General features: G+C 54.2%; 23 protein-coding genes and 1 pseudogene. 8 read left to right on the top strand and 16 right to left on the bottom strand.

Annotation, left to right across the window (positions count from 1 at the left end):
• Position 1: 1 nt before the first annotated feature.
• The 5 genes from mnmE to rpmH all read right to left on the bottom strand — a co-directional run bounded on the left by mnmE (position 2) and on the right by rpmH (position 4,161).
• Positions 2–1,399 carry a tRNA uridine-5-carboxymethylaminomethyl(34) synthesis GTPase MnmE gene (gene mnmE / locus V8G57_RS13245; protein WP_342829797.1) on the bottom strand — a complete coding sequence of 466 codons (1,398 nt, stop codon included), beginning with the start codon at positions 1,397–1,399 and terminating at the stop codon, positions 2–4.
• A 116-nt stretch (positions 1,400–1,515) separates the two neighbouring features.
• On the bottom strand, positions 1,516–3,195 hold the full coding sequence (gene yidC, locus V8G57_RS13240; protein WP_342829796.1) for a membrane protein insertase YidC: 1,680 nt from the start codon (positions 3,193–3,195) through the stop codon (positions 1,516–1,518).
• Between the two features lie 19 nt (positions 3,196–3,214).
• Positions 3,215–3,499: a membrane protein insertion efficiency factor YidD gene (gene yidD / locus V8G57_RS13235; protein WP_342829795.1), complete on the bottom strand. Its 285-nt coding sequence runs from the start codon at positions 3,497–3,499 to the stop codon at positions 3,215–3,217.
• A gap of 97 nt (positions 3,500–3,596) precedes the next feature.
• A complete protein-coding gene (locus V8G57_RS13230) occupies positions 3,597–3,998 on the bottom strand; it encodes a ribonuclease P protein component (protein ID WP_256381567.1) in 402 nt (133 codons plus the stop codon).
• A 28-nt stretch (positions 3,999–4,026) separates the two neighbouring features.
• Positions 4,027–4,161, bottom strand: coding sequence for a 50S ribosomal protein L34 (gene rpmH / locus V8G57_RS13225; RefSeq protein ID WP_061535510.1), 135 nt, complete (start codon positions 4,159–4,161; stop codon positions 4,027–4,029).
• A gap of 447 nt (positions 4,162–4,608) precedes the next feature.
• On the opposite strand from rpmH, the gene dnaA reads away from it, so the two are divergent.
• The 5 genes from dnaA (at position 4,609) to V8G57_RS13200 (ending at position 11,877) form a co-directional block, all read left to right on the top strand.
• Positions 4,609–6,048, top strand: a complete 1,440-nt coding sequence (dnaA, locus tag V8G57_RS13220) for a chromosomal replication initiator protein DnaA (RefSeq protein WP_342829793.1) — start codon at positions 4,609–4,611, stop codon at positions 6,046–6,048.
• A gap of 293 nt (positions 6,049–6,341) precedes the next feature.
• Positions 6,342–7,448 (top strand): DNA polymerase III subunit beta, encoded by a 1,107-nt coding sequence (gene dnaN / locus V8G57_RS13215; protein ID WP_092395924.1) that lies wholly within the window; start codon positions 6,342–6,344, stop codon positions 7,446–7,448.
• 113 nt (positions 7,449–7,561) lie between these two features.
• Positions 7,562–10,045, top strand: coding sequence for a DNA topoisomerase (ATP-hydrolyzing) subunit B (gene gyrB / locus V8G57_RS13210; RefSeq protein ID WP_342829792.1), 2,484 nt, complete (start codon positions 7,562–7,564; stop codon positions 10,043–10,045).
• Positions 10,046–10,202: 157 nt separating this feature from the next.
• A complete protein-coding gene (locus tag V8G57_RS13205; RefSeq protein ID WP_342829791.1) occupies positions 10,203–10,640 on the top strand; it encodes a very short patch repair endonuclease in 438 nt (145 codons plus the stop codon).
• Positions 10,641–10,716: 76 nt separating this feature from the next.
• On the top strand, positions 10,717–11,877 hold the full coding sequence (locus V8G57_RS13200) for a phospholipase D family protein (RefSeq protein ID WP_342829790.1): 1,161 nt from the start codon (positions 10,717–10,719) through the stop codon (positions 11,875–11,877).
• A gap of 487 nt (positions 11,878–12,364) precedes the next feature.
• Here V8G57_RS13200 and V8G57_RS13195 read toward each other — a convergent pair whose 3' ends face one another.
• The 4 genes from V8G57_RS13195 to V8G57_RS13180 all read right to left on the bottom strand — a co-directional run bounded on the left by V8G57_RS13195 (position 12,365) and on the right by V8G57_RS13180 (position 16,343).
• Complete coding sequence (locus V8G57_RS13195; protein WP_342829789.1) at positions 12,365–13,696, bottom strand: DNA cytosine methyltransferase; 1,332 nt, start codon at positions 13,694–13,696, stop codon at positions 12,365–12,367.
• Position 13,697: 1 nt separating this feature from the next.
• On the bottom strand, positions 13,698–14,966 hold the full coding sequence (locus tag V8G57_RS13190) for a DNA cytosine methyltransferase (RefSeq protein ID WP_342829788.1): 1,269 nt from the start codon (positions 14,964–14,966) through the stop codon (positions 13,698–13,700).
• A gap of 318 nt (positions 14,967–15,284) precedes the next feature.
• Positions 15,285–15,410: a hypothetical protein gene (locus tag V8G57_RS13185; protein WP_342829787.1), complete on the bottom strand. Its 126-nt coding sequence runs from the start codon at positions 15,408–15,410 to the stop codon at positions 15,285–15,287.
• A gap of 150 nt (positions 15,411–15,560) precedes the next feature.
• A complete protein-coding gene (locus V8G57_RS13180) occupies positions 15,561–16,343 on the bottom strand; it encodes an SDR family NAD(P)-dependent oxidoreductase (protein WP_342829786.1) in 783 nt (260 codons plus the stop codon).
• Positions 16,344–16,481: 138 nt separating this feature from the next.
• On the opposite strand from V8G57_RS13180, the gene V8G57_RS13175 reads away from it, so the two are divergent.
• The gene (locus V8G57_RS13175; RefSeq protein WP_342829785.1) at positions 16,482–16,817 is read left to right on the top strand and encodes a helix-turn-helix domain-containing protein; all 336 of its coding nucleotides are present in this window, start codon (positions 16,482–16,484) and stop codon (positions 16,815–16,817) included.
• Positions 16,818–16,886: 69 nt separating this feature from the next.
• On the opposite strand, the pseudogene V8G57_RS13170 reads toward V8G57_RS13175, so the two are convergent.
• Positions 16,887–17,448, bottom strand: a pseudogene (locus tag V8G57_RS13170) (helix-turn-helix domain-containing protein); the annotation flags it as partial.
• Positions 17,449–17,642: 194 nt separating this feature from the next.
• On the opposite strand from V8G57_RS13170, the gene V8G57_RS13165 reads away from it, so the two are divergent.
• Positions 17,643–18,494 carry a restriction endonuclease gene (locus tag V8G57_RS13165; protein WP_342829784.1) on the top strand — a complete coding sequence of 284 codons (852 nt, stop codon included), beginning with the start codon at positions 17,643–17,645 and terminating at the stop codon, positions 18,492–18,494.
• A gap of 254 nt (positions 18,495–18,748) precedes the next feature.
• On the opposite strand, the gene V8G57_RS13160 is transcribed toward V8G57_RS13165, so the two are convergent.
• From V8G57_RS13160 to V8G57_RS13135, 6 genes are all read right to left on the bottom strand, one after another.
• Positions 18,749–19,309 carry an ATP-binding protein gene (locus tag V8G57_RS13160; RefSeq protein ID WP_342829783.1) on the bottom strand — a complete coding sequence of 187 codons (561 nt, stop codon included), beginning with the start codon at positions 19,307–19,309 and terminating at the stop codon, positions 18,749–18,751.
• On the bottom strand, positions 19,306–19,635 hold the full coding sequence (locus V8G57_RS13155) for a hypothetical protein (protein ID WP_342829782.1): 330 nt from the start codon (positions 19,633–19,635) through the stop codon (positions 19,306–19,308). Before V8G57_RS13155 ends, V8G57_RS13160 begins: the two co-directional genes overlap by 4 nt.
• Before the next feature lie 94 nt (positions 19,636–19,729).
• Positions 19,730–21,145 carry a PIN domain-containing protein gene (locus V8G57_RS13150; protein ID WP_342829781.1) on the bottom strand — a complete coding sequence of 472 codons (1,416 nt, stop codon included), beginning with the start codon at positions 21,143–21,145 and terminating at the stop codon, positions 19,730–19,732.
• 123 nt (positions 21,146–21,268) lie between these two features.
• Positions 21,269–23,110, bottom strand: a complete 1,842-nt coding sequence (locus V8G57_RS13145) for a DEAD/DEAH box helicase (protein WP_342829780.1) — start codon at positions 23,108–23,110, stop codon at positions 21,269–21,271.
• Between the two features lie 232 nt (positions 23,111–23,342).
• Positions 23,343–23,990, bottom strand: a complete 648-nt coding sequence (locus V8G57_RS13140; protein WP_342829778.1) for a CPBP family intramembrane glutamic endopeptidase — start codon at positions 23,988–23,990, stop codon at positions 23,343–23,345.
• A 41-nt stretch (positions 23,991–24,031) separates the two neighbouring features.
• Positions 24,032–24,298: an SRA domain-containing endonuclease gene (locus tag V8G57_RS13135; RefSeq protein ID WP_342829777.1), complete on the bottom strand. Its 267-nt coding sequence runs from the start codon at positions 24,296–24,298 to the stop codon at positions 24,032–24,034.
• 317 nt (positions 24,299–24,615) lie between these two features.
• Between V8G57_RS13135 and V8G57_RS13130 the strand changes: the two genes are divergently transcribed.
• Positions 24,616–24,825 (top strand): helix-turn-helix domain-containing protein, encoded by a 210-nt coding sequence (locus V8G57_RS13130; RefSeq protein ID WP_092395940.1) that lies wholly within the window; start codon positions 24,616–24,618, stop codon positions 24,823–24,825.
• Positions 24,826–24,865: the final 40 nt, after the last annotated feature.

The raw sequence follows: 24,865 nt of genomic DNA, 5'->3' as shown, positions 1-24,865 counted from the left end.
ACTATTTACCAATGCAGAACCTGGAAAAGATCACCCCCAGCAAATCATCCGGCGTAAACGCCCCCGTAATGCTGCTCAGCCTGTCCTGCGCCAGCCGCAATTCCTCCGCAAACAGATCCAGCGACTGGTCGTTGATCCGGTTGTCGAGCGAGGCATGCTGGTCGGCGATCTCCAGGTGGTCGCGCGCCGCCTTCAGCGCAATCAGGTGACGCTCGCGCGCCAGGTAGCGCGATTCGCCGGTTTGCTGCCAGCCGGCGATGCGCAGCAGTTCCGCGCGCAGCAGGTCGATGCCGAGATGGTCGGTGGCCGACAGGTAGATATGGGTGGCGTCGTTCATCACATCGACCGCGGGTTTGTGGCCGGACTGGTCGATCTTGTTCCAGATGCGGATGATCGGCGCGCTGTTCGGGAACCGCGCGACGATTTTTTCATCGGCCAGCGAGGGGCCGTGGTTGGCGTCCAGCATGTGCAGGATGACGTCGGCGTTCGCCACCGCGGCCCAGGTGCGTTCGATGCCGATCCGCTCTACTTCGTCGTTGGCGTCTTCCGCCTCGCGGATGCCGGCGGTGTCGATGATGTTGAGCGGGATGCCTTCCAGCTGGATCGTTTCGGTAACCTTATCGCGGGTGGTGCCGGCGATCGGCGTGACGATGGCGACATCGGACCCGGCCAGCACGTTCAGCAACGACGATTTGCCGACATTCGGCTGCCCCGCCAGCACGATGTTCAAACCGTCGCGCAGCAAGGCGCCCTGGGCGGCCTGGCTGAACACATTGTCCAAGGTGCTGCGGATAGTCGCCAGCTGGCCGCGCGCATCGGATTTTTCCAGGAAGTCGATTTCCTCTTCCGGGAAATCCAGGGTAGCTTCAACCAGCATGCGCAGGTTCGTGACCTGCTCCACCAGCGCATGGATCACTTTGGAAAACGCGCCCGACAGCGATTCCGAAGCCGATTTGGCGGCCGCCTCGGTAGACGCCTCGATCAGGTCCGCCACCGCTTCCGCCTGCGCCAGGTCGAGCTTGTCGTTGATGAACGCGCGCTGCGTGAATTCACCCGGCTCCGCCATGCGCAGGCCGATATCCTGGCCGGCCGCCAGGCAGCGGCTCAGCAGCATCTGCAGCACCACCGGCCCGCCGTGTCCCTGCAGCTCCAGCACGTCTTCGCCGGTATACGAATGCGGGGCCTTGAAATAGATCGCCAGGCCCTGGTCGATGACGCTGCCGTCGGCATTCTTGAATGGCAGGTAGGTCGCGTGGCGCGGCGCCAGCTTGTTTTCCGGGATGCCGCAAACGGCTTCGATCAGCGGGCCCAGCTGTTTGCCGGAAATGCGGACTACGCCGATGCCGCCGCGTCCTGGTGCGGTGGCGATCGCGGCGATGGGGGAAGAATCGAAAGACATGGAATTATTCTACGAGGGTTGTTTGATAATAGAAACATCGGCAAGCAGCCGGCCACAAAAAAGCCCGTGAATCGAACATTCACGGGCTTTTTTACGACACTCGCTCAACGGCGATATTAAGCCTTGGCCGGACCTGCGCCCATCTTGCGGGTGATCACCCATTGCTGCGCAATCGACAGCACGTTGTTGGTGACCCAGTACAGCACCAGGCCGGACGGGAAGAAGAAGAACATCACCGAGAAAATCAGCGGCATGAACATCATCACCTTGGCTTGCATCGGATCAGGCGGCGTCGGGTTCAGCTTGGTCTGGATGAACATCGAAATCGCCATCACCACCGGCAGGATGTAGAACGGATCCGGTGCGGCCAGGTCATGGATCCAGCCCAGCCATGGCGCATTGCGGATTTCCACGCTGGCCAGCAGCACCCAGTACAGCGAGATGAACACCGGGATCTGCACCACGATCGGCAGGCAGCCGCCGAGCGGGTTGATCTTCTCGGTCTTGTACAGCTCCATCATGGCCTGGTTCATCTTCTGCGGTTCGGATTTGAAACGCTCGCGGATCGACGTCATCTTCGGCGTCACCAGCTTCATCTTGGCCATGCTGCGATAGCTCGCTGCCGATAGCGGGAAGAACGCCAGCTTGATCAGCACGGTCAGGGCGATGATGGTCCAGCCCCAGTTGCCGAGCACTTTGTGGATCTGCGTCATCAGCCAGAAAATCGGCTTGGCGATGATGGTCAGCCAGCCATAGTCCTTGACCAGTTCCAGGCCAGGCGTAATCGCTTCCAGGTCAGCCTGCACTTCCGGACCCGAATACAGGCGCGCATCCATGGTCACGCTGGCGCCGGGAGCCATCGTGCCCAGCGGCAGGATATTGCCGACGGCATACAGGTTGGTGGCGATCTTCTTGGTGAAGATTTCGCGCGGCGCCTTGTCTTGCGGGATGAACGCCGAGACAAAGTAATGCTGGATCACTGCAAACCAGCCGTCATCGGCCTTGGTAGCGTGTTCAGCCTTGCCGCCTTCGATCTTGTCGAACGGGAATTTCTGGAACTTGCTCGCTTCGGTATAGACCGAAGCGCCGGTGAAGGTGTGCACGAAACGCTGTTCGCCTTCAGGCGCATTGCCGTCGCGCACCAGCTGCAGGTACAGCGAAGGCGAGACTGGCGCGCCGCTGTCGTTGGTCACTGTGTGCTTGACGTCGATCGAATAGTCGCCGCGCTTGAAGGTGTAGGTCTTGGTCAGCTTGACGCCGCCTTCGGTCGATTCCAGCACCAGTTGCACCTGGTTGCCGTTGTCCAGCGTACGCACGCCGGGCAAGGCCGTGAACGGCGACTTGTGGTTAGGGAACGGACCGCCGATCAGGCCGGTTTCAGCCAGGTAGGTGCGGGTAGCGCTGGAGTCGAACAGCACCAGGTTCTTGGTCGGGTCGACCGTGTCCTTGTGCTTCAGCAGTTCCAGGCGCTTCAGTTCACCGCCGACGGTATCGATGTCAGCCTTGACCACATCGGTGGTGATGGTGATGACTTCGCCCTTGGCGTCAGCGGCGGTGGCAGGCACCGCGCTGGCCGATGCGGCGGGCGCGCCGGCGATAGCCGAAGCTTGCGGCACCGAGGTGCTGGCGCTAGCCGATGCAGCGGCGCCGGCAGGACCGGTGGCAGCGGCAGGAACAGTCGGGTTGGCGCTTGGGAAGAACAGCGACGGCTGGCCGTTATGGCGCTGCCACTGGTCCCAGAGGAACAGCAGCGAGACCGAAAATACAACCCACAGGACGGTACGTTTGATATCCATAAGAGTATTTATCTATGATTCAGGAATGGCCGCAACCACACGATCGGTTAGCCGATGCGGGTTTGGTTGCAGATGGAGATGTGGATGACTGTTGCGGCGGCACCGGATCGAGTCCGCCTTCATGCCAGGGATGGCATTTGCACAGGCGGCGTCCGGCCAGCATGCTGCCCTTCAGGGCGCCATGCGTGCGGATCGCTTCGGCTGCGTAATCGGAGCAGCTGGGATAAAAACGGCAATTCTGTCCCAGAAACGGGCTGATGCCCAGTTTATAGAGGCGCAACAGGAACAGTAGAGGCATTTTCATGACAGCTTTTTTCCCTTCTTCTTCCGGCCCCGGCTATGTGTGGCCAGGCTGGAACAATACAAGCCGCGGATACAAATAAGCCGAAACTTACGCGAACTTACGACTTGTCAGCCCGTTGCGATGCGAACAGCTGCTTCAGTTCGCCATGCAGCTCTCGCTTCAGGCGCGCAGTCGTGGCCGGGCCCGCCTTGGTGTTTACCGGTTTCGATAAACGCACAACGCAGTCGATTGGCGGCAGTGGCGTCAGACGAAACAGCTCGCGCGTAACGCGTTTGACCGTGTTACGCGTAACAGCGCGCGGCGCCAGCCGTTTTGCCGCCACCACGCCCAGACGGGCATGCGGCAGCGCATTAAGGCGGGTGTACAAGACGAAGTGCGCCGTTCTATACACAGGGCGCAAACGAAAAACGGATGAAAACTCATCCGTTTTAACGATGCGCCGGTCACGTGAAAAGTCCTGGACGCTGTTCTGGGAACGGTCGCCGAGTTGATCTGTCACGCAAGCAACGCTGCTGCGTCCGGCTGGATTAAGCTGCCAGACGCTTGCGGCCTTTGGCGCGACGTGCATTGAGCACAGCGCGGCCACCGCGGGTTGCCATACGGGCGCGGAAGCCGTGAGTACGCTTACGGCGCACGACGGAAGGTTGGTAAGTACGTTTCATGTTGGTCTCGCTAATCAGCAAAAATAAATCGGATCTTCACACTCAGAGCGCTGGGTTTCTACCCTTTCGCGATTCGATCTGGACCAGGCTGCCAAGGCGTCGGAGGACGAAACCGGGGCAAATACAAACAAGTACAAGGGACAGTCAACGCACAAACTGGCAATTCAGCGGACAGTGAACCTTGAATTAGAACGCATTTTCTGCTTGTTTGTCAATCACTTAGGGTGCTTTTCCACAAGGTCTTTTTGCGCCCGGCAACCGGAATAATTGGCCGTGCCTGTGGATAACTTGCGCCGGCAAGGGTAGAATAGCGGCTTATGTGTGGCACGCCCGCCAGTTATGCATTGCTCAGTAGTACGGAATCCATTACTGAACCCAGCGTGCAATAAGAACATCAAGCCAGGGCGTAAAGAACCTCACCCCGCACACCTTCACTTAGAACGATTCATGGAAAATTTCTGGCAGAGCTGCTCTACCCAGTTGGAGCAGGAATTGACGCCTCAACAATTTAGCGCGTGGATAAAACCGCTGACGCCACTCGATTACGAGGACGGACGATTGCGCATCGCTGCGCCGAATCGCTTTAAGCTGGACTGGGTAAAAACGCAGTTCGCCAGCCGCATCACGACCCTGGCGCACCAATATTGGGAGGCGCCGATCGAAGTGGTGTTCGTGCTCGATCCGCGCAAGTCGGCCCCGGCTCATGCCAGTTCCAGCATGCCGGTAGCGGTCAATAACAATGGCGGCAATAGCGAGCAGGCCGGCGCGCAGGCGTCCGCGGCCGGCGGCGGCAGTTATGGCAACAGCAACTTCGATCGCCTGCCGGAAGTGCAGACCGAGAACAGCGCCGTCAGCGCCAGGCGCGACCAGTCGCGCATCAACACCGCCCTCAGTTTCGACAGTTTCGTCACCGGTAAAGCCAACCAGCTGGCGCGCGCGGCAGCGATCCAAGTCGCCAATAATCCCGGCGTTTCCTACAACCCGCTGTTCCTGTACGGCGGCGTCGGCCTCGGCAAGACCCACCTGATCCACGCCATCGGCAACCAGCTGCTGGCCGACAATCCGAACTCGAAGATCCGCTACATCCACGCAGAACAGTACGTTCGCGACGTAGTGACTGCTTACCAACGCAAGGGTTTCGACGACTTCAAGCGCTACTACCATTCGCTCGACCTGCTGCTGATCGACGATATCCAGTTCTTCGGCGGCAAGAGCCGCACCCAGGAAGAATTCTTCTACGCCTTCGAAGCGTTGATTGCAGCAAAGAAGCAAATCATCATCACCAGCGACACCTATCCGAAAGAAATCACCGGCATGGATGACCGCCTGATTTCGCGTTTCGACTCGGGTTTGACGGTAGCCATCGAGCCGCCGGAACTGGAAATGCGGGTAGCGATCCTGCTCAAAAAAGCGGCATCGGAAGGCGTCACCTTCTCCGACGACGTCGCGTTTTTTGTTGCCAAACATTTACGTTCCAACGTCCGCGAGCTGGAAGGCGCACTGCGCAAGATTCTTGCTTACTCCCGTTTCCATGGCAAAGACATCAGCATCGATGTGGTCAAAGATGCATTGAAGGACCTGCTGTCGGTACAGAACCGCCAGATCTCCGTCGAGAACATCCAGAAGACCGTGGCCGACTTTTTCAACATCAAAGTTGCCGACATGTACTCGAAAAAACGGCCGGCCAATATCGCCCGTCCGCGCCAGATTGCGATGTACCTTGCCAAAGAATTAACCCAGAAAAGCTTGCCGGAAATCGGCGAACTGTTCGGCGGCCGCGACCACACCACGGTATTGCACGCAGTCCGCAAAATCGCCGGCGACCGCACCAAGAACCCCGAATGCAACCACGAATTGCATGTGCTGGAACAGACCCTGAAGGGCTGATATTGGTATTTCGGGCGATTGTGCACGTTGCCTGCGGCCCTGTGGATAAGTTTGTATAAGGCAAGTTTGGAATTAGGCGGCGACTGTGGTTTTTTTGTCGATTGTGTGAAACGCGGAAGCTTGCCGATTTGTTAACTAACAATCGCAAAAAAGCCGGAAAGCGGCGCAGATTTAAGCGCCGGATGGGTCCGTAGAGGGTCGATTTAAGTTACATTTACAGACTGCTTGGAAGTATTCAAACGCGTCATCGAGCTGGCAGCAATATTTGATTTTTAAATAACAAGGATATAGCTATGCAATTGGTCAAAACCAACCGAGATACCCTTCTCCGGCCACTGCAGATCGTGAGCGGTATTGTCGAGCGTCGGCACACATTGCCGATTCTGGCCAATATCCTCATTCGCAAAGAAGGCGAAAAGGTCTCTTTCCTGTCGACTGACATCGAAGTGCAAATCACCACCAACGCCAACGTCGGCAGCGGCGGCGAAACCGCGGCGACGACCGTTGCGGCACGCAAGCTGCTAGACATCCTGCGCGCCCTGCCCGACACCGGCGAAGTCTCGCTCACCCTCAGCAACAAGCGCATGACCGTGCAGTCCGGCAAATCGCGTTTCGCCCTGCAAACCCTGGCCGCCGAAGAGTTCCCGACGGTAGCCCAGGCAGACCATTACAACGCCACCGTCACCCTGCCGCAAAAGACGCTGAAGCACCTGTTCAACATGGTGCACTTCTCGATGGCGCAGCAGGACATCCGCTATTACCTGAATGGCCTGCTGCTGGTCCTCGACGGCAAGAACGTGATCGCCGTGGCCACCGACGGCCACCGCCTGGCGTTTTGCCAGGTCGCCACCGAACAAGAGTTCGCGCGCCAGGAAGTCATCATCCCGCGCAAGACCATCATCGAACTGCAGCGCCTGCTGGAAGAAACCGACGAACCGGTCCAGCTCGAAATCGCCAACAACCAGGTCAAGCTGTCGTTCGCCGATATCGAACTGATCTCCAAGCTGGTCGAAGGCAAGTTCCCCGACTACACCCGCGTGGTGCCGAAGGGCTACAAGAACGATTTCACCATCAGCCGCGACCAGCTGCTGCGCTCCCTGCAACGCGCCGCCATCATGACCAGCGACAAGTTCAAGGGCGTGCGCTGGGTAGTCACCCCAGGCAGCCTGAAAATCAGCTCCACCAACGCTGACCAGGAAGAAGCCATCGAAGAACTCGAAATCGACTACGGCGGCGACAGCGTCGACATCGGCTTCAACGTCACCTACCTGCTCGACGTCCTCAACAACCTCAAGGGCGACAACATCAACATCGCCCTCGGCGACGCCAATTCCTCGGCACTGATCACCGTGCCGGAAAACGCTGACTTCAAATACGTCGTCATGCCAATGCGGATCTAGTCTGCATAAAAAACAGGGCGGAAAGCTTCAAGCTGTTCCGCCCTGTTTACTTGTAAAAATAGCACTCAGCCCCAATATAAGCAGTTCCGAAGTAAGTTTTTCAGAAGGTAGCCATGTCATCAGCCCCTCAAGACAACACCAATCAGCCGCAACCCAATGCATACGGAGCGTCCTCGATCCAAATTCTCGAAGGCCTGGAAGCGGTACGCAAACGCCCCGGGATGTACATCGGCGACACCTCTGACGGCACCGGCCTGCACCACCTGGTGTTCGAAGTGCTGGACAACTCCATCGACGAATCGCTGGCCGGCCACTGCACCGAAATCCACGTCACCATCCATTCCGACAACTCGATCTCGATCACCGACAACGGCCGCGGCGTGCCGACCGGCATCAAGTTCGACGACAAGCACGACCCGAAACGCAGCGCAGCCGAAATCGTCATGACCGAGCTGCACGCCGGCGGCAAGTTCGACCAGAACTCGTATAAAGTATCCGGCGGCCTGCACGGCGTTGGCGTCTCTTGCGTCAACGGCCTGTCCAAGCTGCTCAAGCTGACCATCCGCCGCGACGGCAAAGTGCATTACATGGAATTCGTGCGCGGCGTGCCGCAAAACCGCGAAACCGAAATGCAGGAAGGCGTGCTCGTCTCCCCGATCAAGGTCATCGGCGACACCGACAAGCGCGGCACCGAAGTCCATTTCTGGGCCGACGAAGAAATCTTCACCCACGTCGAATTCCACTACGAAATCCTGGCCAAGCGCATCCGCGAACTGTCCTTCCTCAACAACGGCGTGCACATCAAGCTGACCGACCAGCGCACCGGCAAGGAAGAAAATTTCGCGTTCGAAGGCGGCACCCGCGGTTTCGTCGAATACATCAACAAAGCCAAGAGCGTCCTGCACCCGACGATTTTCCAGGCCACCGGCGAAAAAGACGGCGTCAGCGTCGACGTCTCCATGCAATGGAACGACGCCTACAACGAACAAGTGCTCTGCTTCACCAACAACATCCCGCAACGCGACGGCGGCACCCACCTCACCGGCCTGCGCGCGGCGATGACGCGCATCCTCAACAAGTACATCGAAGAACATGACTTCGCCAAGAAAGCCAAGGTAGAAACCAGCGGCGACGACATGCGCGAAGGCCTGACCTGCGTGCTGTCCGTGAAAGTGCCAGAGCCGAAATTCAGCTCGCAAACCAAAGACAAGCTGGTCTCCAGCGAAGTGCGCCTGCCGGTAGAAGAAATCGTCGCCAAGACACTGAACGACTACCTGCAAGAACGCCCGAACGACGCCAAGATCATCTGCGGCAAGATCGTCGAAGCCGCTCGCGCCCGCGACGCCGCCCGCAAGGCGCGCGAACTGACGCGCCGCAAAGGCGTGATGGACGGCCTCGGCCTCTCATCGAAACTGGCCGACTGCCAGGAAAAAGACCCGGCGCTGTGCGAACTCTACATCGTCGAGGGTGACTCCGCGGGCGGTTCCGCCAAGCAGGGCCGCGACCGTAAATTCCAGGCCATCCTGCCGTTGCGCGGTAAAGTACTCAACGTCGAAAAAGCCCGTTTTGAAAAGATGCTGTCGTCGGAGCAGATCACCACCCTGATCGCGACCCTCGGCACCAGCATCGGCGCCGACGAGTTCAACGCCGACAAGCTGCGCTACCACCGCATCATCATCATGACCGATGCGGACGTCGACGGCGCCCACATCCGCACCCTGCTGCTGACCCTGTTCTACCGCCAGATGCCGCAACTGGTAGAGCGCGGCCACATCTACATCGCCCAGCCGCCGCTGTACAAGGTCAAGCACGGCAAGGACGAGCGCTACCTCAAGGACGACGCCGAAGAAGTCTCCTACATGATGCAGGTCGCCCTCAACGACGCCGCCCTGGTGCCAAGCGAAGGCGCGCAGCCGATCAGCGGCCCGGCCCTGGCCGAGCTGGTGCGCCAGTACAACATGGCCAACGCCATCATCACGCGCCTGACGCGCGCGGTAGACGGCGCCGCCCTCACCTCCATCATGACCGGCGTCACCCTCAAGCTGGACACCCTGGCCGACGCCCAAGCCTCGGCCCAGGCCCTGCAAGAGTCGATCAACGAGCCATCGGTGCAAGTCATCGTCAAATCCGACGAACTCTCCGACAAGCACGCCCTGCGCATCCAGCGCCGCTACCACGGCAACATCAAGGTCAGCGCCATCGACAGCGACTTCGTCGCCAGCCCGGACTACACGGTGCTGGTCAACGCCGCAGAAACCTTCAAGGGCCTGATCGGCCCAGGTGCAGTCATCCGCCGCGGCGCCGGTGAAAAAGTCAAAGAATCAGCCATCATCGATTTCCACCAAGCCATGGCCTGGCTGCGCGACGAAGCCGAACGCGGCGTCAGCAAGCAGCGCTATAAAGGTCTGGGCGAGATGAATCCTTCGCAGCTGTGGGAAACCACGATGGATCCGACAGTGCGCCGGTTGTTGAAGGTGCAGATTGAGGATGCTATTGCTGCGGATCAGATCTTTATGACGCTGATGGGGGATGATGTTGAGCCTCGGCGGGCGTTTATTGAGTTGAATGCGCTGCAGGCGGGGAATATTGATGTTTGATTTTTTCTGTGGCAGGAACGATATCATGAGATTTTGGGAAGCATCCGTTGAGACATGAATGCACCTTGATAGCTCGGCTTCCCACCGTTAGACCGGCCCGCGCAGATACGGATTGACGGTAACGTCCCAAATAGTGCGTCTCGTGCCGGAGGTTTGAATGGGTCTCCACACTCCTGCCAAGCCACATCAGTGGCCCGGTACTTCGGCTCAAGTAAGCGCTCGAATGGCGAGGGTGCGGGTAAAGGGTACCGAGCCAGAACAACGTCTTAGTCGGTTCCTTATCGGCCAAGGTTTCGAATTTTTCGCAAACGTTTCATCTCTTCCCGGAAGTCCAGACGTCGTATTTGCGAATAAAAAAGTTGTTGTCTTTGTACACGGATGCTTCTGGCATGGCCATGCAGGATGCCGGCGCGCGACAATTCCGCAGAATAACCGTGAGAGATGGGTTGCAAAGATTCAAGCCAACGTCAGGCGAGACCGCAGGGTAAGCAGAGCACTTCGCAATGAGGGATGGAGCGTGCTGACAATTTGGGAATGTCAACGGTCTGAGAAGGACTTGCACAATTTCCTTCGAAGACTACTCAGGAAAATGTAATTGCTAAGCAACGGTTCGGGCGTGTGCTTGGACCCGTGCGTTAAAAATATGTGCAAGTTCTCTTTAGGAGGAACGGATGTTTATCGCTCAACCGACGCATGGTTTTGGTCACCTCATTTGTGAAGAGATGCTCTCCGAGCAATCTGGCTACCTCCGATGGCACACCGTAGAGTTTGCTGTTGCATGGGCCAATTACTCCGGTATGAATAAGGTATTTGACTCGGTGCAGAAGTTCCTCTCTGAAGGTGGCCGTGTACGCGTGACGGTTGGCCTTGACTTTGGGAGTACAACCTACGAGGGTTTAGGGCGTCTCCTGGAGCTGGAGCATGATGCCGACATCATTACACATGTGTTCTTTGACGAAAATCCAGCGTGCACCTTCCATCCAAAAGTATTCCTTTTCAGCAACGATGAGGAAGCGTGCTTACTGGTCGGCTCGAACAACATGACGGGTGCGGGGTTAAAAACAAACATCGAGGCTGCACTGCGCTTCTCGGGCGCTTTACGCGATGAGACAATTTCAGGTGCTCATCATGCATTAGCTGCTTGGCGCGATGAAGGTGGGGATTCAAGGATTCGACGGTTGACACGAGAGCTTCGTGAGCAGCTTCGGGACCGTCGGTATGTCCTAACCGAAGAGGAAATCCGTACTCGTCGCAGGTCCGAGGACGGGCTTAGGGCAGCGACGGAGTTACCGCTCTTCGGGAGGAGCTCGATACGTCCGCTGAGACCCGGGCACCGGACAAATGGGCACGCAGAGGGTGTTGGACGTACAACTGGTTCCGGTCTCGGGGAAGTGCTGCTTATGCGTGTGAGGCCGCGTCGCGATGGAAAGCAGGTCCAAATCTCCATGAGGGTTCTTGCGGCCTCGTTTATGAACGGCGTCGAGGAAGTCGTTTCGGTCGATGGCACTATGCAAGAAATCGGCTTCAACATGACGAGTGGGGTTCGGAACACAGCGCGATTCGAAGCCCCAGAGATGAGGGACATGCAAAACCCGGTCGCTCGATTCCAATGGGTGAATGCTCGACGCCCTGAGCGCGAACCAACTAGAGTCTTGCAGTACGAGATTTTCGATGCGGAGAATGACGATGAGGGCCTCACCATCCTCAGAAAGCTTGAGGAAGGAATTGCGACTCCCCCCTTGACCAAACTAGAGGAATTGAGTCACGAGGAGACCGTCCTCTCGAAGTCAAAGCGGGCCATTGCCCAGTGGTATCGGTTGGACTCAGCTTGAGGGAAGGCGGAATTGTCTTGTTGATGGCTTGAAAGGTGAATGCCCCGGCTTTCAGCGATTTCACTACCGTCGGATTTACCCGGCATGTCAGAGCAGATGGGCCATCTACTCAGATTATCGCGTGGATAAGTGGTTTTCAGCCCCAACTTCCTTCGGGAGCTTTGCTAGGGTCGCGCGGCCGCCGCGGTACATGTCCTAAAAACTAGTTTGAAAACTCCTTTGGCTTGCAATGCTCAGTCAAAAATTTAGCTGCGGTTGGAATTTTTTCTGCCCGAGGCATCGCTTAGTAGCAGATTCTTGCTCGAAAATCGGTTGCTTCGGAGTTATTAAACTGGCTGTAAGCAACAGCCGTGTTTCTGGCTTCTTTGTGGGATGGCAGGGGCGGGCCGAACGAATGGTCTCGTTGTCGCTAGACCTGCTAGCCTCAGTTCGCTGGCTGAGCTTTAAGAAGACCGTTGCGATTTGAGTGCTGGTCGATACTACTTCGTCAGGCGGTCTCCAACTGAGGCTGAATTCGGCCACGCTTTCTTGGCGCCTTGCTCGTCGCTGATGAGGCGGCAACCATCATTCGGCAAATCTTCTCAATCAGGTATGGAGGCACCGACTCCCCGATAACTTCGGCGATTTGGGCAGTGCTAATGTTCTTGCCGTTGATTTGGAATGCGTACTCGTAGCGATTGATGGTTTGAAGCACCATTGCTTCGTAGACAGAGAGAACGCGATTCTGAACGGGGTGAATCTTGTTGTCGGAAGCCTCGTAGATGAAGTTCTGTGTAAGCGTGCGGGCTGGCTCGTCCCATTTCATTCGTCGATAGGCGGAGTGAAAGCCACGCATCAGCCTCGCTTTGCCTGCTTCTACTACGTGAGGGCGGGGAAGAAGGTGTCCACACTCGTGGCAATGGATCGGAATCTCTTTTGACGAGACCCACTTTCCGTTTACTTGTACGTCTCTGTGGCCAGGGTTGGTTGTACTCCCACAGTCGGCGTTGATGCACTGGTTATTGAACGCAGTGTTGCCCTCTTTGGTGTGTTGAACCCAGTGATATTTCAGGTCCGTCATCACCGGGACATAGTGATACGGGTGGAACCAGCGTGCCTCGTTGTGCCCAGCCTTAGCATCGAGTGGAGGAGCGGACCCGATGGCGTCTCTGAGCGTTACGCGCGACTCTTTCATGTCGGGCGAGAAGAAGCTCCCGCCGTTACTCTCGTAGAACCTCTTGCCGATAACGTCCCGGGTAAAGATTGTTATTAGTCGCTTGCGACGCTGAGGCACTCCAAAGTCGTCGCAGGCGATGACTTGGGCTCCCCCCATGTAGTCGCGACCGAGGCGCCTTCGTACGTAGGAGATGATGTTTTCCGACCGGTCGCCATTGGTGCGAATCTCGGTCGCTTCCATTCCAGGAACGTTCTCGAGCAGAAGCCACCGAGGCCTCAGGGCAACTGCGACATCTATCGCCGGAATTACGAGTCGGTTACGCTGGTCCTCATGATTGCGTCGGCCCGAAGCCACTTCAGACTTGAGCTTACCCATTCCATTGCTTGACATACCTTGACAAGGTGGCGTCGCATACAGGAGGAAGAGCTCCTCTGCACCCAATTGAGTGCGAGTCCGCTCGATGAATTCGTTCTTCTTTTCGGAGATGTCGCCTTCGAGCATCTCGTGGGCGAAGTTGGCCCGGTAAAGCGCCGCGCGCGCAGGAAGTAGTTCGTTTGCGAGAACGATGTCTAATCCGGCAGCTTCAATACCAAGCTCGCCAATGCCGGCAGACGAGAAAAGGCTTGCCGCTTTTAGGTGCGATGTGCAGCGTTTGAGAGGCATATCAGTACTCGCCGATTCCTTGGGCATCCAGCAACCGCTCGATGATGGGAGCAAACGCCTCCCCGAAAAGAGGGGGAACAGCGTTTCCAATCTGGGACGCAATATCGGTCTTGCTTCCAGCGAAAAGAAACGAATCGTCGAAGGATTGGAGCCGAGCGGCTTCTCTAGGGGTGATTGCTCTGTCGTCGGTTGGATGAATGCACTTGCTTGATGCTGGCGAGGTGAACTTGACCGTGATAGTCGTGGATGGTTCATCCGATGCCAGGCGCGAGTAGCACGAACTGTAACCGCTGCTGACAAGCCCCTTCGGCAGTGCGTGAATGCTCGCGCCAGCGTGCTTTATGACCTCGAGCATCTTCGTGTTATGCGATGCGGCCTGGTGAAGCGTAAGGGCGGAGTTATTGCCTCGGCGTCGAGCCGCTTGGTAGCTGGTTAGTGCGACCGTCCGGTACGAGGTACATGACTCGCCGGACTTCAGGATTGGTAGGTCAGAGATGGCGTCCCAAACGGTTACGGGTGGGAGCCCGGAATTTTGGTTGACCACGTACCGGTCTTTCAGTCTCGTGCCGATAACTTTCCCTGCAAACCGATGCGTGGGAACAGGAAACTCCGGCAAGACTCGGGCCCCAAGATTTTTCCGAACACCGAGAAGAAAAAAGCGCTCGCGCTTCTGGGGGATTCCAAAGTTGGCGGCGTTCAAGACTCTCCAGTCGACCTCATAGCCGGCGTGCTGAAATCCAGCGAGCATTTCGGCGACCAGTATCCCTTCGCCCGCCGTCAGCATTCCAACCACGTTCTCCAAGAGGAAGACACGCGGCCTCAGCCTGCGCACGTACTTGACGAATTCCATGTAGAGGGAGTTCCTAGGGTCATCAAGGCCAGCCCCGCGACTTGGGCGTAGAGAGGAGAAGCCTTGGCAAGGTGGGCCACCGACGATGACGTCGATGGCGCCCACTCCTGAAAGCGCGAGCATCTCCTCCGGCAAAAGAGTTTCGATTCGCGCACACCTTATTTTCGCATTGGGATGGTTAAGGGCCGCCGTTCGCGCAGCGGCTTGGTCAGCATCAATTCCGCCAACCGTTCTCAATCGTCGAGAGGCAGTTTCGAGCCCGTACGACAACGCACCTGTGCCGCAGAACAGGTCAAGCATGTTGTGCGTCGAGTTCACTAGTGAACTCGACGCACCTGTGGTCTGTTCGCTAGTGGACGAAGGAGAGGTAGCCAGCACTAAAGCAGTCGTATCTGTGGGGCTTTCGTTGAGTTTCATCATATTTGTATCAGCTGTGCAGTGAGGCGTCGTCGGCGCCCTTAGATTCGTGCTCCGGGACGAGCCCATGCTCTTCGCAATACCCTAGAACCAGGTGCTCGACCATGTTCGCCATGCTTCGGTGTTCTAGGCGAGCCGCCGCCTGCAAGGCCGCCTTGAGCTTGGGGGACACCCGGAGGTTCAACGTCTGACTCTTCTGCTCAACACCACTCATGCTACCTCGACATACTGAGTTTGCGATGCATTCCATTATACCTTGCACAGACAGATGCGTTACATTAACTTTGCAACGATGCATTATCATGCTGGTGAGGTCAAGCGTTAGCGGCACACCGCATTGGCATAACCAGCCGCGCCTGGCCTTGGCGCATAGGAGGCCGTGATCCAGAAGGGGCGGCTGGTGCGGACGATGTGGTGATAGGTATGTTCGGGGTCACTGTTCAACATAGCGTGTCTTCAATTAAGAAACGGCTGCAGAGTGGGCGGGCATTTCACGGCGCTAATGCCTGGCGATAAAGCGCTTGGTTACCCCATCAATATTATCTTTTGGATAATGTTAATATATTAGTACGTGGTTTTTGAAAAAGCAGGTCCGTTTTACTTAAAAGAGTGGCCGGAGTTGATGACCAACTCGCTGCTGGTGACAAAGCGTCCAGCGTCAGACACCAGATACAGGACACCGGCGGCGACATCATTGTTTGAACCCTTGGGTCCGGGCAGACGAATCTGCTGCATGTCGATGAACGTTTGCGTCAGATCACCTTCCTCGCGCATCGCGGCCTCCAGAACCGGTGGCCGAATCAGGCAAGGATGGATGCAATTGACGCGGATGTTGCGTGCGGCGTAGCGTTGTGCATCGATGTAGGCCATACGCAAAGCCGCCTTAGCCGCGAAATCCGCCGAAGCCTCCCGGCTGCCTGTCATGCCGCACGGCGACAGCACGTTGACGATAGCCCCGCCGCCAGCCCTGTCCATGGCGTCGGCCACGTGCTTGCTGCACAAGATGCAGCCGTTGACGTTGAGTTGCATGGCGCGCTGCCACTGCGCGATGGAAAGCCCCTGTGCAGGGGATTGGGCGACATTGACGCCCGCGCAGTTGATCAGGATATCAATGCGGCTGAAATGAGCCTCGATGGAGGTAATCGCCTGCCGAACCGCATTATCGTCGCTGACGTCGGCCTGCCAGAACCTGGCCTTGTCGTGCTGGCATCCTAGGCGATCGGCAGCGGCTATTCCTTCCTGCTCAGATGTGTCGACGATTGCAATGCGTGCATCGACTGCCGATAACGCATCCGCAATCTGGAAAGCAATGTCATTTACTGCGCCGGTAACCACAGCAACCTTACCTTTAAGAGAAAAGTAATCCGTGAGCTGTTTCATGCGGGCCTCCCATGCTAAACAAGTTTAGTTTCTCAAATTAACCCTAATACGTATATTTATTATAAATATATGTGTCCTAAGTTGTTATAAGAAACGTCTGAAGTTGATTAACTAGCCGAATCAACACGGGAGGAATGCATGCAAGATGTTCGGCGGCTAGTTGGCGAAAGAGTACAAATACTGCGCAAGCGAAAGGGTTTGTCACAGGAGGAGCTGGCGGGACGGATTGGGATTGAAACGAATTCGCTCAGCCGGCTGGAGCGCGGCGCCCACTACCCGTCGTTGGAGACATTGGATCGGATCCGGGTTGAGCTGGGAGTAGATCTGGCGAATTTCTTCGACTTTGGTGACGAGCCGTCGGCGGAGAGCTTGAGGGATTTCCTACTGAGAGCGGCAAACAAAGCAGACTATCCGACGCTGATAAAAATGGCGGCGGCAGTTCGTGTCATTTTGGACGAGCAGACTCCTGCATAGTGCAGCTTTGCATGACCATCCATTTCGTTGATGTATATAGAAAAGGCCATTTTCTATATACATCAACACTTACGCACCAACGGGCTCTACGATTCCATCAACCTCCCGCGCATAACGCGTCGGCGTCAATCCCACATGCTGGGTAAACGCAACGCTGAACGCGCTCGCAGAACCATAGCCAACCCGCTCAGCCACTTCAGCAACGCCTCCCTCCTTCCGCCACAGCAGATCCTTCGCCATGCGCCAGGCCAGCAGATAGGCCATCGGCGCGATGCCCACCGCGTGGCTGAAGCGCTCGAAGAACGCCGAGCGCGACAGCGCCGCCTCTTTCGCCAGCTGCGCCACCGTCCAGGGCCGGGTCATGCTTTCGTGCATGCGCCGTATCGCCGCCGCGAGGCGTTCGTCGGCAAGCCCGCGCAACAGGCCGGGCGAGGCTGCCGTCCCGGCCGCGGAGCGCTTCGATGAGCAGCACCTCCAACAGGCGCGCCAGGATGACTTCACGCCCGGGCCGCAGCGCGCAGGATTCGTCTCCTACCAGCTGCACGAGTGTGGTCAGCCTGTTGGTAAGCCTATCTTCGCCGCGCACGGGGGATGCAGGGTCAAGTCTTGCAATGATATATTCTGTATCGGGGTAATTATCGAATGCGTTATTGCAAGACTTGACCCCGAGCGGCTGCTTTGCCTGTGTTGATTATCGATCTTGCTTTAACCGTCAGAGATGAGGCACTAACACCAGCAGGGGTAACAAACTAAAGATTGGGAATCATGCCTGACATAACTCGCAAACGGACGGGAGAGCTTCTTAGAAAGCTTTTCGAAATACTCATGGCAGCACCAGACGGAATGGCTGCTCGAGATGCTCTGACTCAGCTTTCAAATTTGGTGACGTTGACGTCATACGAAGCCGGAACATACGAGTCCGGTGGTCAACGATTCGAAAAAATCGTCAGATTTGCCACGGTGGATTGTGTGAAAGCAGGCTGGATGCTTAAACACAAAGGGACATGGTTTGTGACCCCGGCCGGCACGCAGGCATATAAAGAGTTGGACGATGCTGAGCTATTTTATAAGTCAGCAGTCAAACTTTATCGGCAATGGAAACTAGCACAGCAAAACGGTCTTACGAATACGGCTGACGATGTCGTTGAAAATGTTACCGAAGCCGAAGTCGAAAATGATGCGGAGAAGGAAACAAGCTTCACCTACGAGCAGGCCGAGGAACAGGCGTGGGCTGAAATTGAGTATTACTTGCGGACGATGAATCCTTTCGATTTTCAGGATTTGGTCGCTGACCTGTTAAAAGCAATGGGGCACTACGTCTCATGGATATCTCCTCCTGGTAAAGATGGTGGCGTCGATATTCTTGCCTATACTGACCCTTTGGGTACCCGCCCACCTAGAATCAAAGTTCAAGTTAAGCGTGTTGCACAAAAGGTGACAAGCGATACGCTTCGCTCCTTCGTTTCTCTCATTGGAAATGGGGACGTAGGACTCTTTGTATCTACTGGAGGATTTACGAGGGATGCTGAAGAGCTAGCGCGCATGCAAGAAACTAGACGGATCACACTGATTGACATGAGTAAGTTGATTGATCTTTGGATCGAATTTTACGGAAAACTCGAAGACACTGCGCGTAGACGATTGCCACTTACGCCTATTTATTTTCTTACCCCATAAAAAACCAAACGTGATTCAGATCAGAACTTCCTATGAAACATCGTCCTTCATAGATGCTGTGCTAATTCGCCAGGCCAGCAGTGGTTTTCTATATCAGGAAGAACGCTCGGGGAGTTTTCCGTTTCAATTTGTAGACATCAGGTATTAGAATCTCTGCGGGAATTAAAGGTCTTTGAATAGATGCGAGGCCTCGCGGTACTTATATTCATTTTACCCAACGTGGATCGTATTGTCGGGGGGGCGCTCCCTGAGGTTTACATTGAAGATAGCAGGTGAATTGGAGCTGCTGCATTAAGTAGTCGCTTAATGGCATCTCGTAACAATGCTTCATCGGGCGACTCTATGACGATCAGAGGGATTCCAAGTGCGCTACAAACGTCATGTGCATGCTTCGCTTCTTCAGCCGCAAGTTCAGCAATTTCATCAGGGGCTGTTTTGTACCCGTCTCTATCAAACAGACGATTTGCAATAAGTTCGGGGCTATCACACAGGAGAATGACCCCGGACAGGCGAAGACTAGAAAAGACGTCTGCTGCTAATTTTACGAAATCACCTGCTGTGCTTCGAAGTACGAAATGCCCATCAAGTAATATATGAGATTCAGACTTGCGACGCCGATCAACTGCATGAATCAGAGCAAGTTGATTATCTTCTATATCGGCCACCAGTTTTCGGTCCCCCCAAGTCGCATGACCCTTTTCTTCACGAATAAGTCGACTTGCCGTGTGATGGACCATTTCTAAAGTTGCCGCGACCGGGGCTCCCAAGTATCCTTTGCCAACCCCATGTACCCCAGCGAGAAAGATTACGCTCATTGTGATTCCTCTTCATCTAACAAATCTGCAAGCCTCTGAAGCTCTTCTTCGGTCAGATATTTGAACGATTGAGGTGGCGTAAATGCTTTAAAAAAAATCTTGGGGTCAATCGGCCTATCGAATATTCGTACCCTGCCCAGCATAAGGGCAAATCCAGTTTTTTTTAATTCGAAGTAGGCCCGCAGCTCTGCCCTTGTTAGTCCACCGCCATTGTCTCTAGCTAAATCCCATAATTTTGATGGGCAGGTCTCAATTGTTTCTCGCACATCGACCAAAGCGATGATGGCCTGTATGGGCGAGGAAGAATAAAGCGCAATTGTGCTCACAGGATGTACCGGGACCGCACGACGTAGTTCAACAAGCTTTGTGCCCGCGACAATAAGGTCCGCGAATCTGGGTTTTACCGAAAGTAGAATTGCCTTACTGCTGGGAGAGTCTGAGTAATCTGGAAAAAGAGTCATCGGAAATCTTTGTAATTGACTGAATTGCGCCTGATACTATATTTTCTTGTATCAATTTCGTATACCTAATTGGGGTTGGGAAATGCCCCACAAGGCGGAACAACATGACTTTTGTCGGTGTCGTTGCCATTACCTCAATATCTCTTTGACTGTATACCGTGCGGCGGCTGACGAGCTGCATGATATTCGTCGCACTATCATGGATTTCGTAACACTCCACAATGCCTACCGTGGTCACCGCCTTTGTGTCCTCTGTCCTGTAAAAGAGAACTATATCGCCAGGTTGAACTTGGTTGGTTGGCGCTTTGCACAAGTAGGCTTGCTTGATGGCGTTCCCAGCGGCAGAACTGTTCTCGAACAATTGAGTTTGTTGTGCTAGCTCAGGGAAAAGTATTTGATGATACTGCGGCTTTATCGGAACTAAGAATTTTTGAACTGCAGTGTCTTTGCGATAGTGCGGAAAATAAAGACGGGCATAATCAAGTGCGGGCAGTTTTGCTTCTGGCGGTGAGCTAGGGTGAGCCTTAACAAGCATTATATCGGCGCCATACATTCCACGTTGCTCAAAGCCGAAGTCACTTAATAATTCCAGCAAATAGACCTGTTCAGGGTTTGTGTGAATAAAGATGTTTTCGCAGCGATTCTCCGTGGCAAAGCGAAATGCCGCCTTGAGGAAAAGTTCACCAATTTTTCTTCCGCGAATTTGCTCACCAACTTTAAAGGTGCATAGTTTCAGTGACAATCCGTGAAGGCATTCTCTATCGTTATTGATGATCTCATCTGTCTGCATCGCATAGATGCATAGTGCCTCGATTTCTCCGTGATCGATTCGAGCCACCCACGTTTTTCTGCCAGTTTGGGCCTTCTCGTGAAACCAAGTATTAAAACTCCGTTCCGGGGTGTCGTAACTTGCCCGCAGGCTGTCAAAAAGTGCCGAATTTAGCTGCCCAGTGAGACTGTACATGTGTACGTCCTCAATATTGGGGAAATGTACTGCCGAAGGCTCATGCAAACGACGTAGCCAATCTTCAGCCGTTTGAATGTTATAGATTCGATGACCAAAACCCGCTAGACGAGCTTTGGCATGGATGTCCTTGTCTTCAGTTACGAGAGCATGAACCGCAGAACATTCGAGCGCGTGCAGAATGTCGTTGTCACAAGAGTCATTTGGCGATGTCTGGGGCGTATTGCGTGGGCTTGGCGGCGTACCTTCAAGCTTGGTGTACAGGTCCAGTCTGGCGAGTGTCCTTGCTCGCCGTACAGAATCTTTATCGCGCTCAATGTCGATCTGGGACGCTGGATGGTAGAGCAATTGATGCCCACCAACACCAGCCAAACGAGCAAAATTTGCCAGACTGGGTTCGAGCACAAGCATCGAATCCTGAAGCGGGATTAGGATGTTTGTATCGAGTAAAAATCTTAGACGTTGGGTCAAAATTTAGCTTTAAAATTTTGGTTAATTTTATTAAAAGGTAATACAGATCCCAATTCAGCACCGCTATAGAGATTGCAATGTCTGCATAGCTTTCTGCATCTTTTCAACAAACAAAGTCTGTTCCCCATGAGTTATGATTAATTCATGCGTTGCCCGAGTCATCGCAACGTAGACTAAGCGCGCCTCGTCATGAAGATCATCATCCGCGATAGCTTCGGCGCCGAGGGCGGGAATGCAGACCATCGGAAATTCGAGCCCCTTACTGCTATGCATAGTTACGATCTTGACGCTGTTGTCCGCAGGATTGTAAGAATGCTTTTTATCCATTTGCGATTCAAATGGAATACTTTTTCGCTTCAGGCTATCTGCAAGCGTGCTACCGGTTGCATAGTGCCTGCAGATAATTGCAATGTCATTCCAGGCGGTGCCTGTCTTGTTGGCTTCAAGCAGTCTTTCGGCAAGATAGTCTGCTTCGTCTTTCAATGTCGGAAATTTGACCAACAAAGGTTTAGGCCCTCTGCGGCCAGTACTCATAGGAAGAAGAGTCGGCGCCTGATCGTCTTCAGCATCGTTTTGCGATAAAAGATCATCAGCAAATGCACGTGCGACCGATAAAATTTCTGCGGTATTTCTATAGTTCAGTTTAAGAATGGTAGTGCGCCCCTGCGCTTGTACACCAACACTAGAGAACGAGAATCGAAGCTTCTTCTTGCCTCCATAAATCGACTGCGCGTCGTCGTACAGCACCAACAGCGAGTTGGAATCTGGATGAATCATTTGGACCACTAACTTGAACCACTCAGGCTTGAAATCGTGCCCTTCATCGATCAATACAGCGTCATATTGCGCAGACGGAATGAGCTTGTTGTCGACGGATTGAATGACCTTCTCAACACAAGCCTCGAAGAAATTGTTCTTGTTGAAATCTTGAGGCGGCATCCCGACGTTGTATGCTTTTATTTGGCGTGCGCACCAGGCGTGGAAATTGACGACGTTAACCTTGTCTTGCAACCCTTTGGCTTCAATCATGCTGCCAAGTTTTGTCGCCAGAGTCTTGTTATAGCAAAGCACCAGGATCGGACGTTGGCATAGCTTGGCGAGGTGTTCTGCGCGATAGCCCAATATTAGTGTCTTCCCAGATCCTGCGACGCCATGAATGACGCGATGCCCCTCGCCTAAGCTGCGAGCCAATTGCTCTTGCTGCAGATCCATGACTTGCAACAAGTCTGGAATTTCAGTCATTTTTTGTCCGACATCTTCAAACATATCTTGCTGCGCCGGGATACGGATTTCTGGAAACATGTGCCAGCGAATACGATCAATCTGCGGCAGAGACAGATGCCGAGTAAATTTGATCGGAAACATTTCCCAAAGCCGTTGCTGAAACGACTCGGCATCAACACTTTCAAGCATCTCATCCTGGCAGATGACCAAATGAGGCGGGATCACCTCGCCGATATCGGTGCTGTCGAATTGCTTGCGGCTGATATTGGTCAACACTACGCCGTGCCCATATGGGAAGGACGGTTTTCCCTTCAACGACCCACTTGGCCAAATCAATTGCGGATCGCGCTCAAACAGATTGGTGACTGCGAACATGTAGTGCCGCGCTTGCACTAGCGGATTCAATACATGCTTTAGGCCTTGGGAGGTGATGATGCTGACGTTTTGCTTGTCGATGCTTTGAATGGTGTCGAGCTTCCAGTCTTTGACTTCCAGCACCAGCAATCCGCGGCTGGGATGAACTACAACAAAATCAGGGTGTTTGGTCTTCTCGCCGATGGAAACGTCATACCAGCAAAGGTAATCAGCCTCGAGCTTCTCTTCCAGCCGGAGCGCGAATCGCCTTTCGCCAGAAGTCATTCTGGAGGAGCAGGAGCCTATTGCGGGAATAAGTGTCGCCATATAAACGTTTCCTCTTGGTAACGTCTATATTACTCGCGTTATTGCAGTATTAACACGTTGAATAAATATTATTTAAGCAAAGGAGATTGATGTGTGTCGCTTAGCGGTTCGTTCGTATACTTATTGCCCGTTAAGACTTGATCAAATATTTATCATCAATGCTCCAGCCTCTAGCTTTCGCACAAATCACTTCTGCATGGTGAAATGCTTTTCCGTCTTGGGCTCAGACAGTTCATAGGAACGGAATGATATCAGCCAGAACATGTGCAAACACTGCGGAAAATAGCGAACCGGTTCGGACGTAATTGAGGCTGAGGACGAGGCCAAAAGCGAAGACCGAGATTGCTCCAAGCGGCCCTTGGTAAAGGTGATAAAGCACGCGTACTAGTAGCGATACCCCCATCGCAATTGAAAGACCATAGCCTCTCATTCCTCGAAGGAGGAAGCCAAGTAAAAAAATCTCTTCGTACGCGCCATTTATCAGCGCCAATGGGACTACGGTCGACAAGGAAACAGATGCATGCGCCACCATGCTATCGATAGGCTGAGCCCCTTGGCTGGATGCGAACGGGGCTGTAGATATCCATACGGCGCCCACTGCCACCACATAAGTAGCGATCCCGACAGCAATCCCAGCTATGGATGGCGCAGGATAGAGCGTGGAGATCGCGAACCCTCGAACGTAAAGGACCAGAAGCGCTATGCCTCCGAGGATGATCTCCATGACCATGAGGGATTGTAGATTTGCGTCTGTAAATGCGCCACCGCTGAAGCCTGCGGATACCATCTGAGTTGAAGAGTAAATCGACCAACCGAAACAGATCATCGTAATTGCAATAGCTTCGAGCGGGCTTGTAATCGTGCGTGGCGTGGAACGCATTCATGAATCCTAACTAGTTTTATGCGGAAAAACTGAAAAAATCAGATCTGGTTTTGATATGGTCGCGGATCGCACGATTTCCCCTGACGAAAGGAACTGCATGGGGCAACCTGCCCTTCATCCGTATAGATGAACAAGCCGTTCTCGTCGTAGCCATCGTGATAGCCGTGCTGTTCGCCAGCTTCGCTCGTAAAAAGAAAGATATAAGGCGCGTTCGCCGGTGTCGAGATTCCGCCCAGCCGCTGTCTTCCGAATTTTTCGTGAATATCTTTGCGATGGCTATAAAGTTTTTCGAGTTCGAATGCCACGGTTATTTTTCATTCTTGATAATTCCCAACATACTAACTTAAGGCAATTGAATTTATGCAACATTTTGCCAATAAGCATCAAGAAAGACCAATGGATGACACAATTTCTTGTGTGCCATCTGAGTGGCTGATGCGAGCCTCGCATGACCCCTCATTTCGTTGATGTATATGGCAAAGACCATTTTCTATATACGTCAACATTTACATGTATAAAAAACGATTTTTCTATACATATTCAGGATGTCCAGGATGTGGGATCACCCATATGTGACGATTAGTCCGTTCACTACTAGCCAAAAAAATGGCCCAATGCGTATGTGAAACCTTTATCAATACACTTCGGTGAACGAATACGAAAGCTAAGAAAAGATCGAGGTCTTTCTCAGGATGGATTTGCCGATTTGTGTGGCTTTGATCGCACATACATTAGCGGCATCGAAAGAGGACGTCGTAATCCGTCTCTGTTAGCCATAGAGGCTTTGGCTAAAGCATTGAGTGTCACCGTAGCGGAGCTTTTGGACGGCTGATGGCTATATACAACTTTGGTTATGAAACAAGAGTGAAGGA

The sequence above is a fragment of the Collimonas rhizosphaerae genome, from assembly GCF_038896935.1.
GTDB lineage: Bacteria > Pseudomonadota > Gammaproteobacteria > Burkholderiales > Burkholderiaceae_D > Collimonas > Collimonas rhizosphaerae.
Note: the sequence above shows the minus strand (reverse complement) of the source record. Positions and strands in the feature narration are given on the sequence as shown.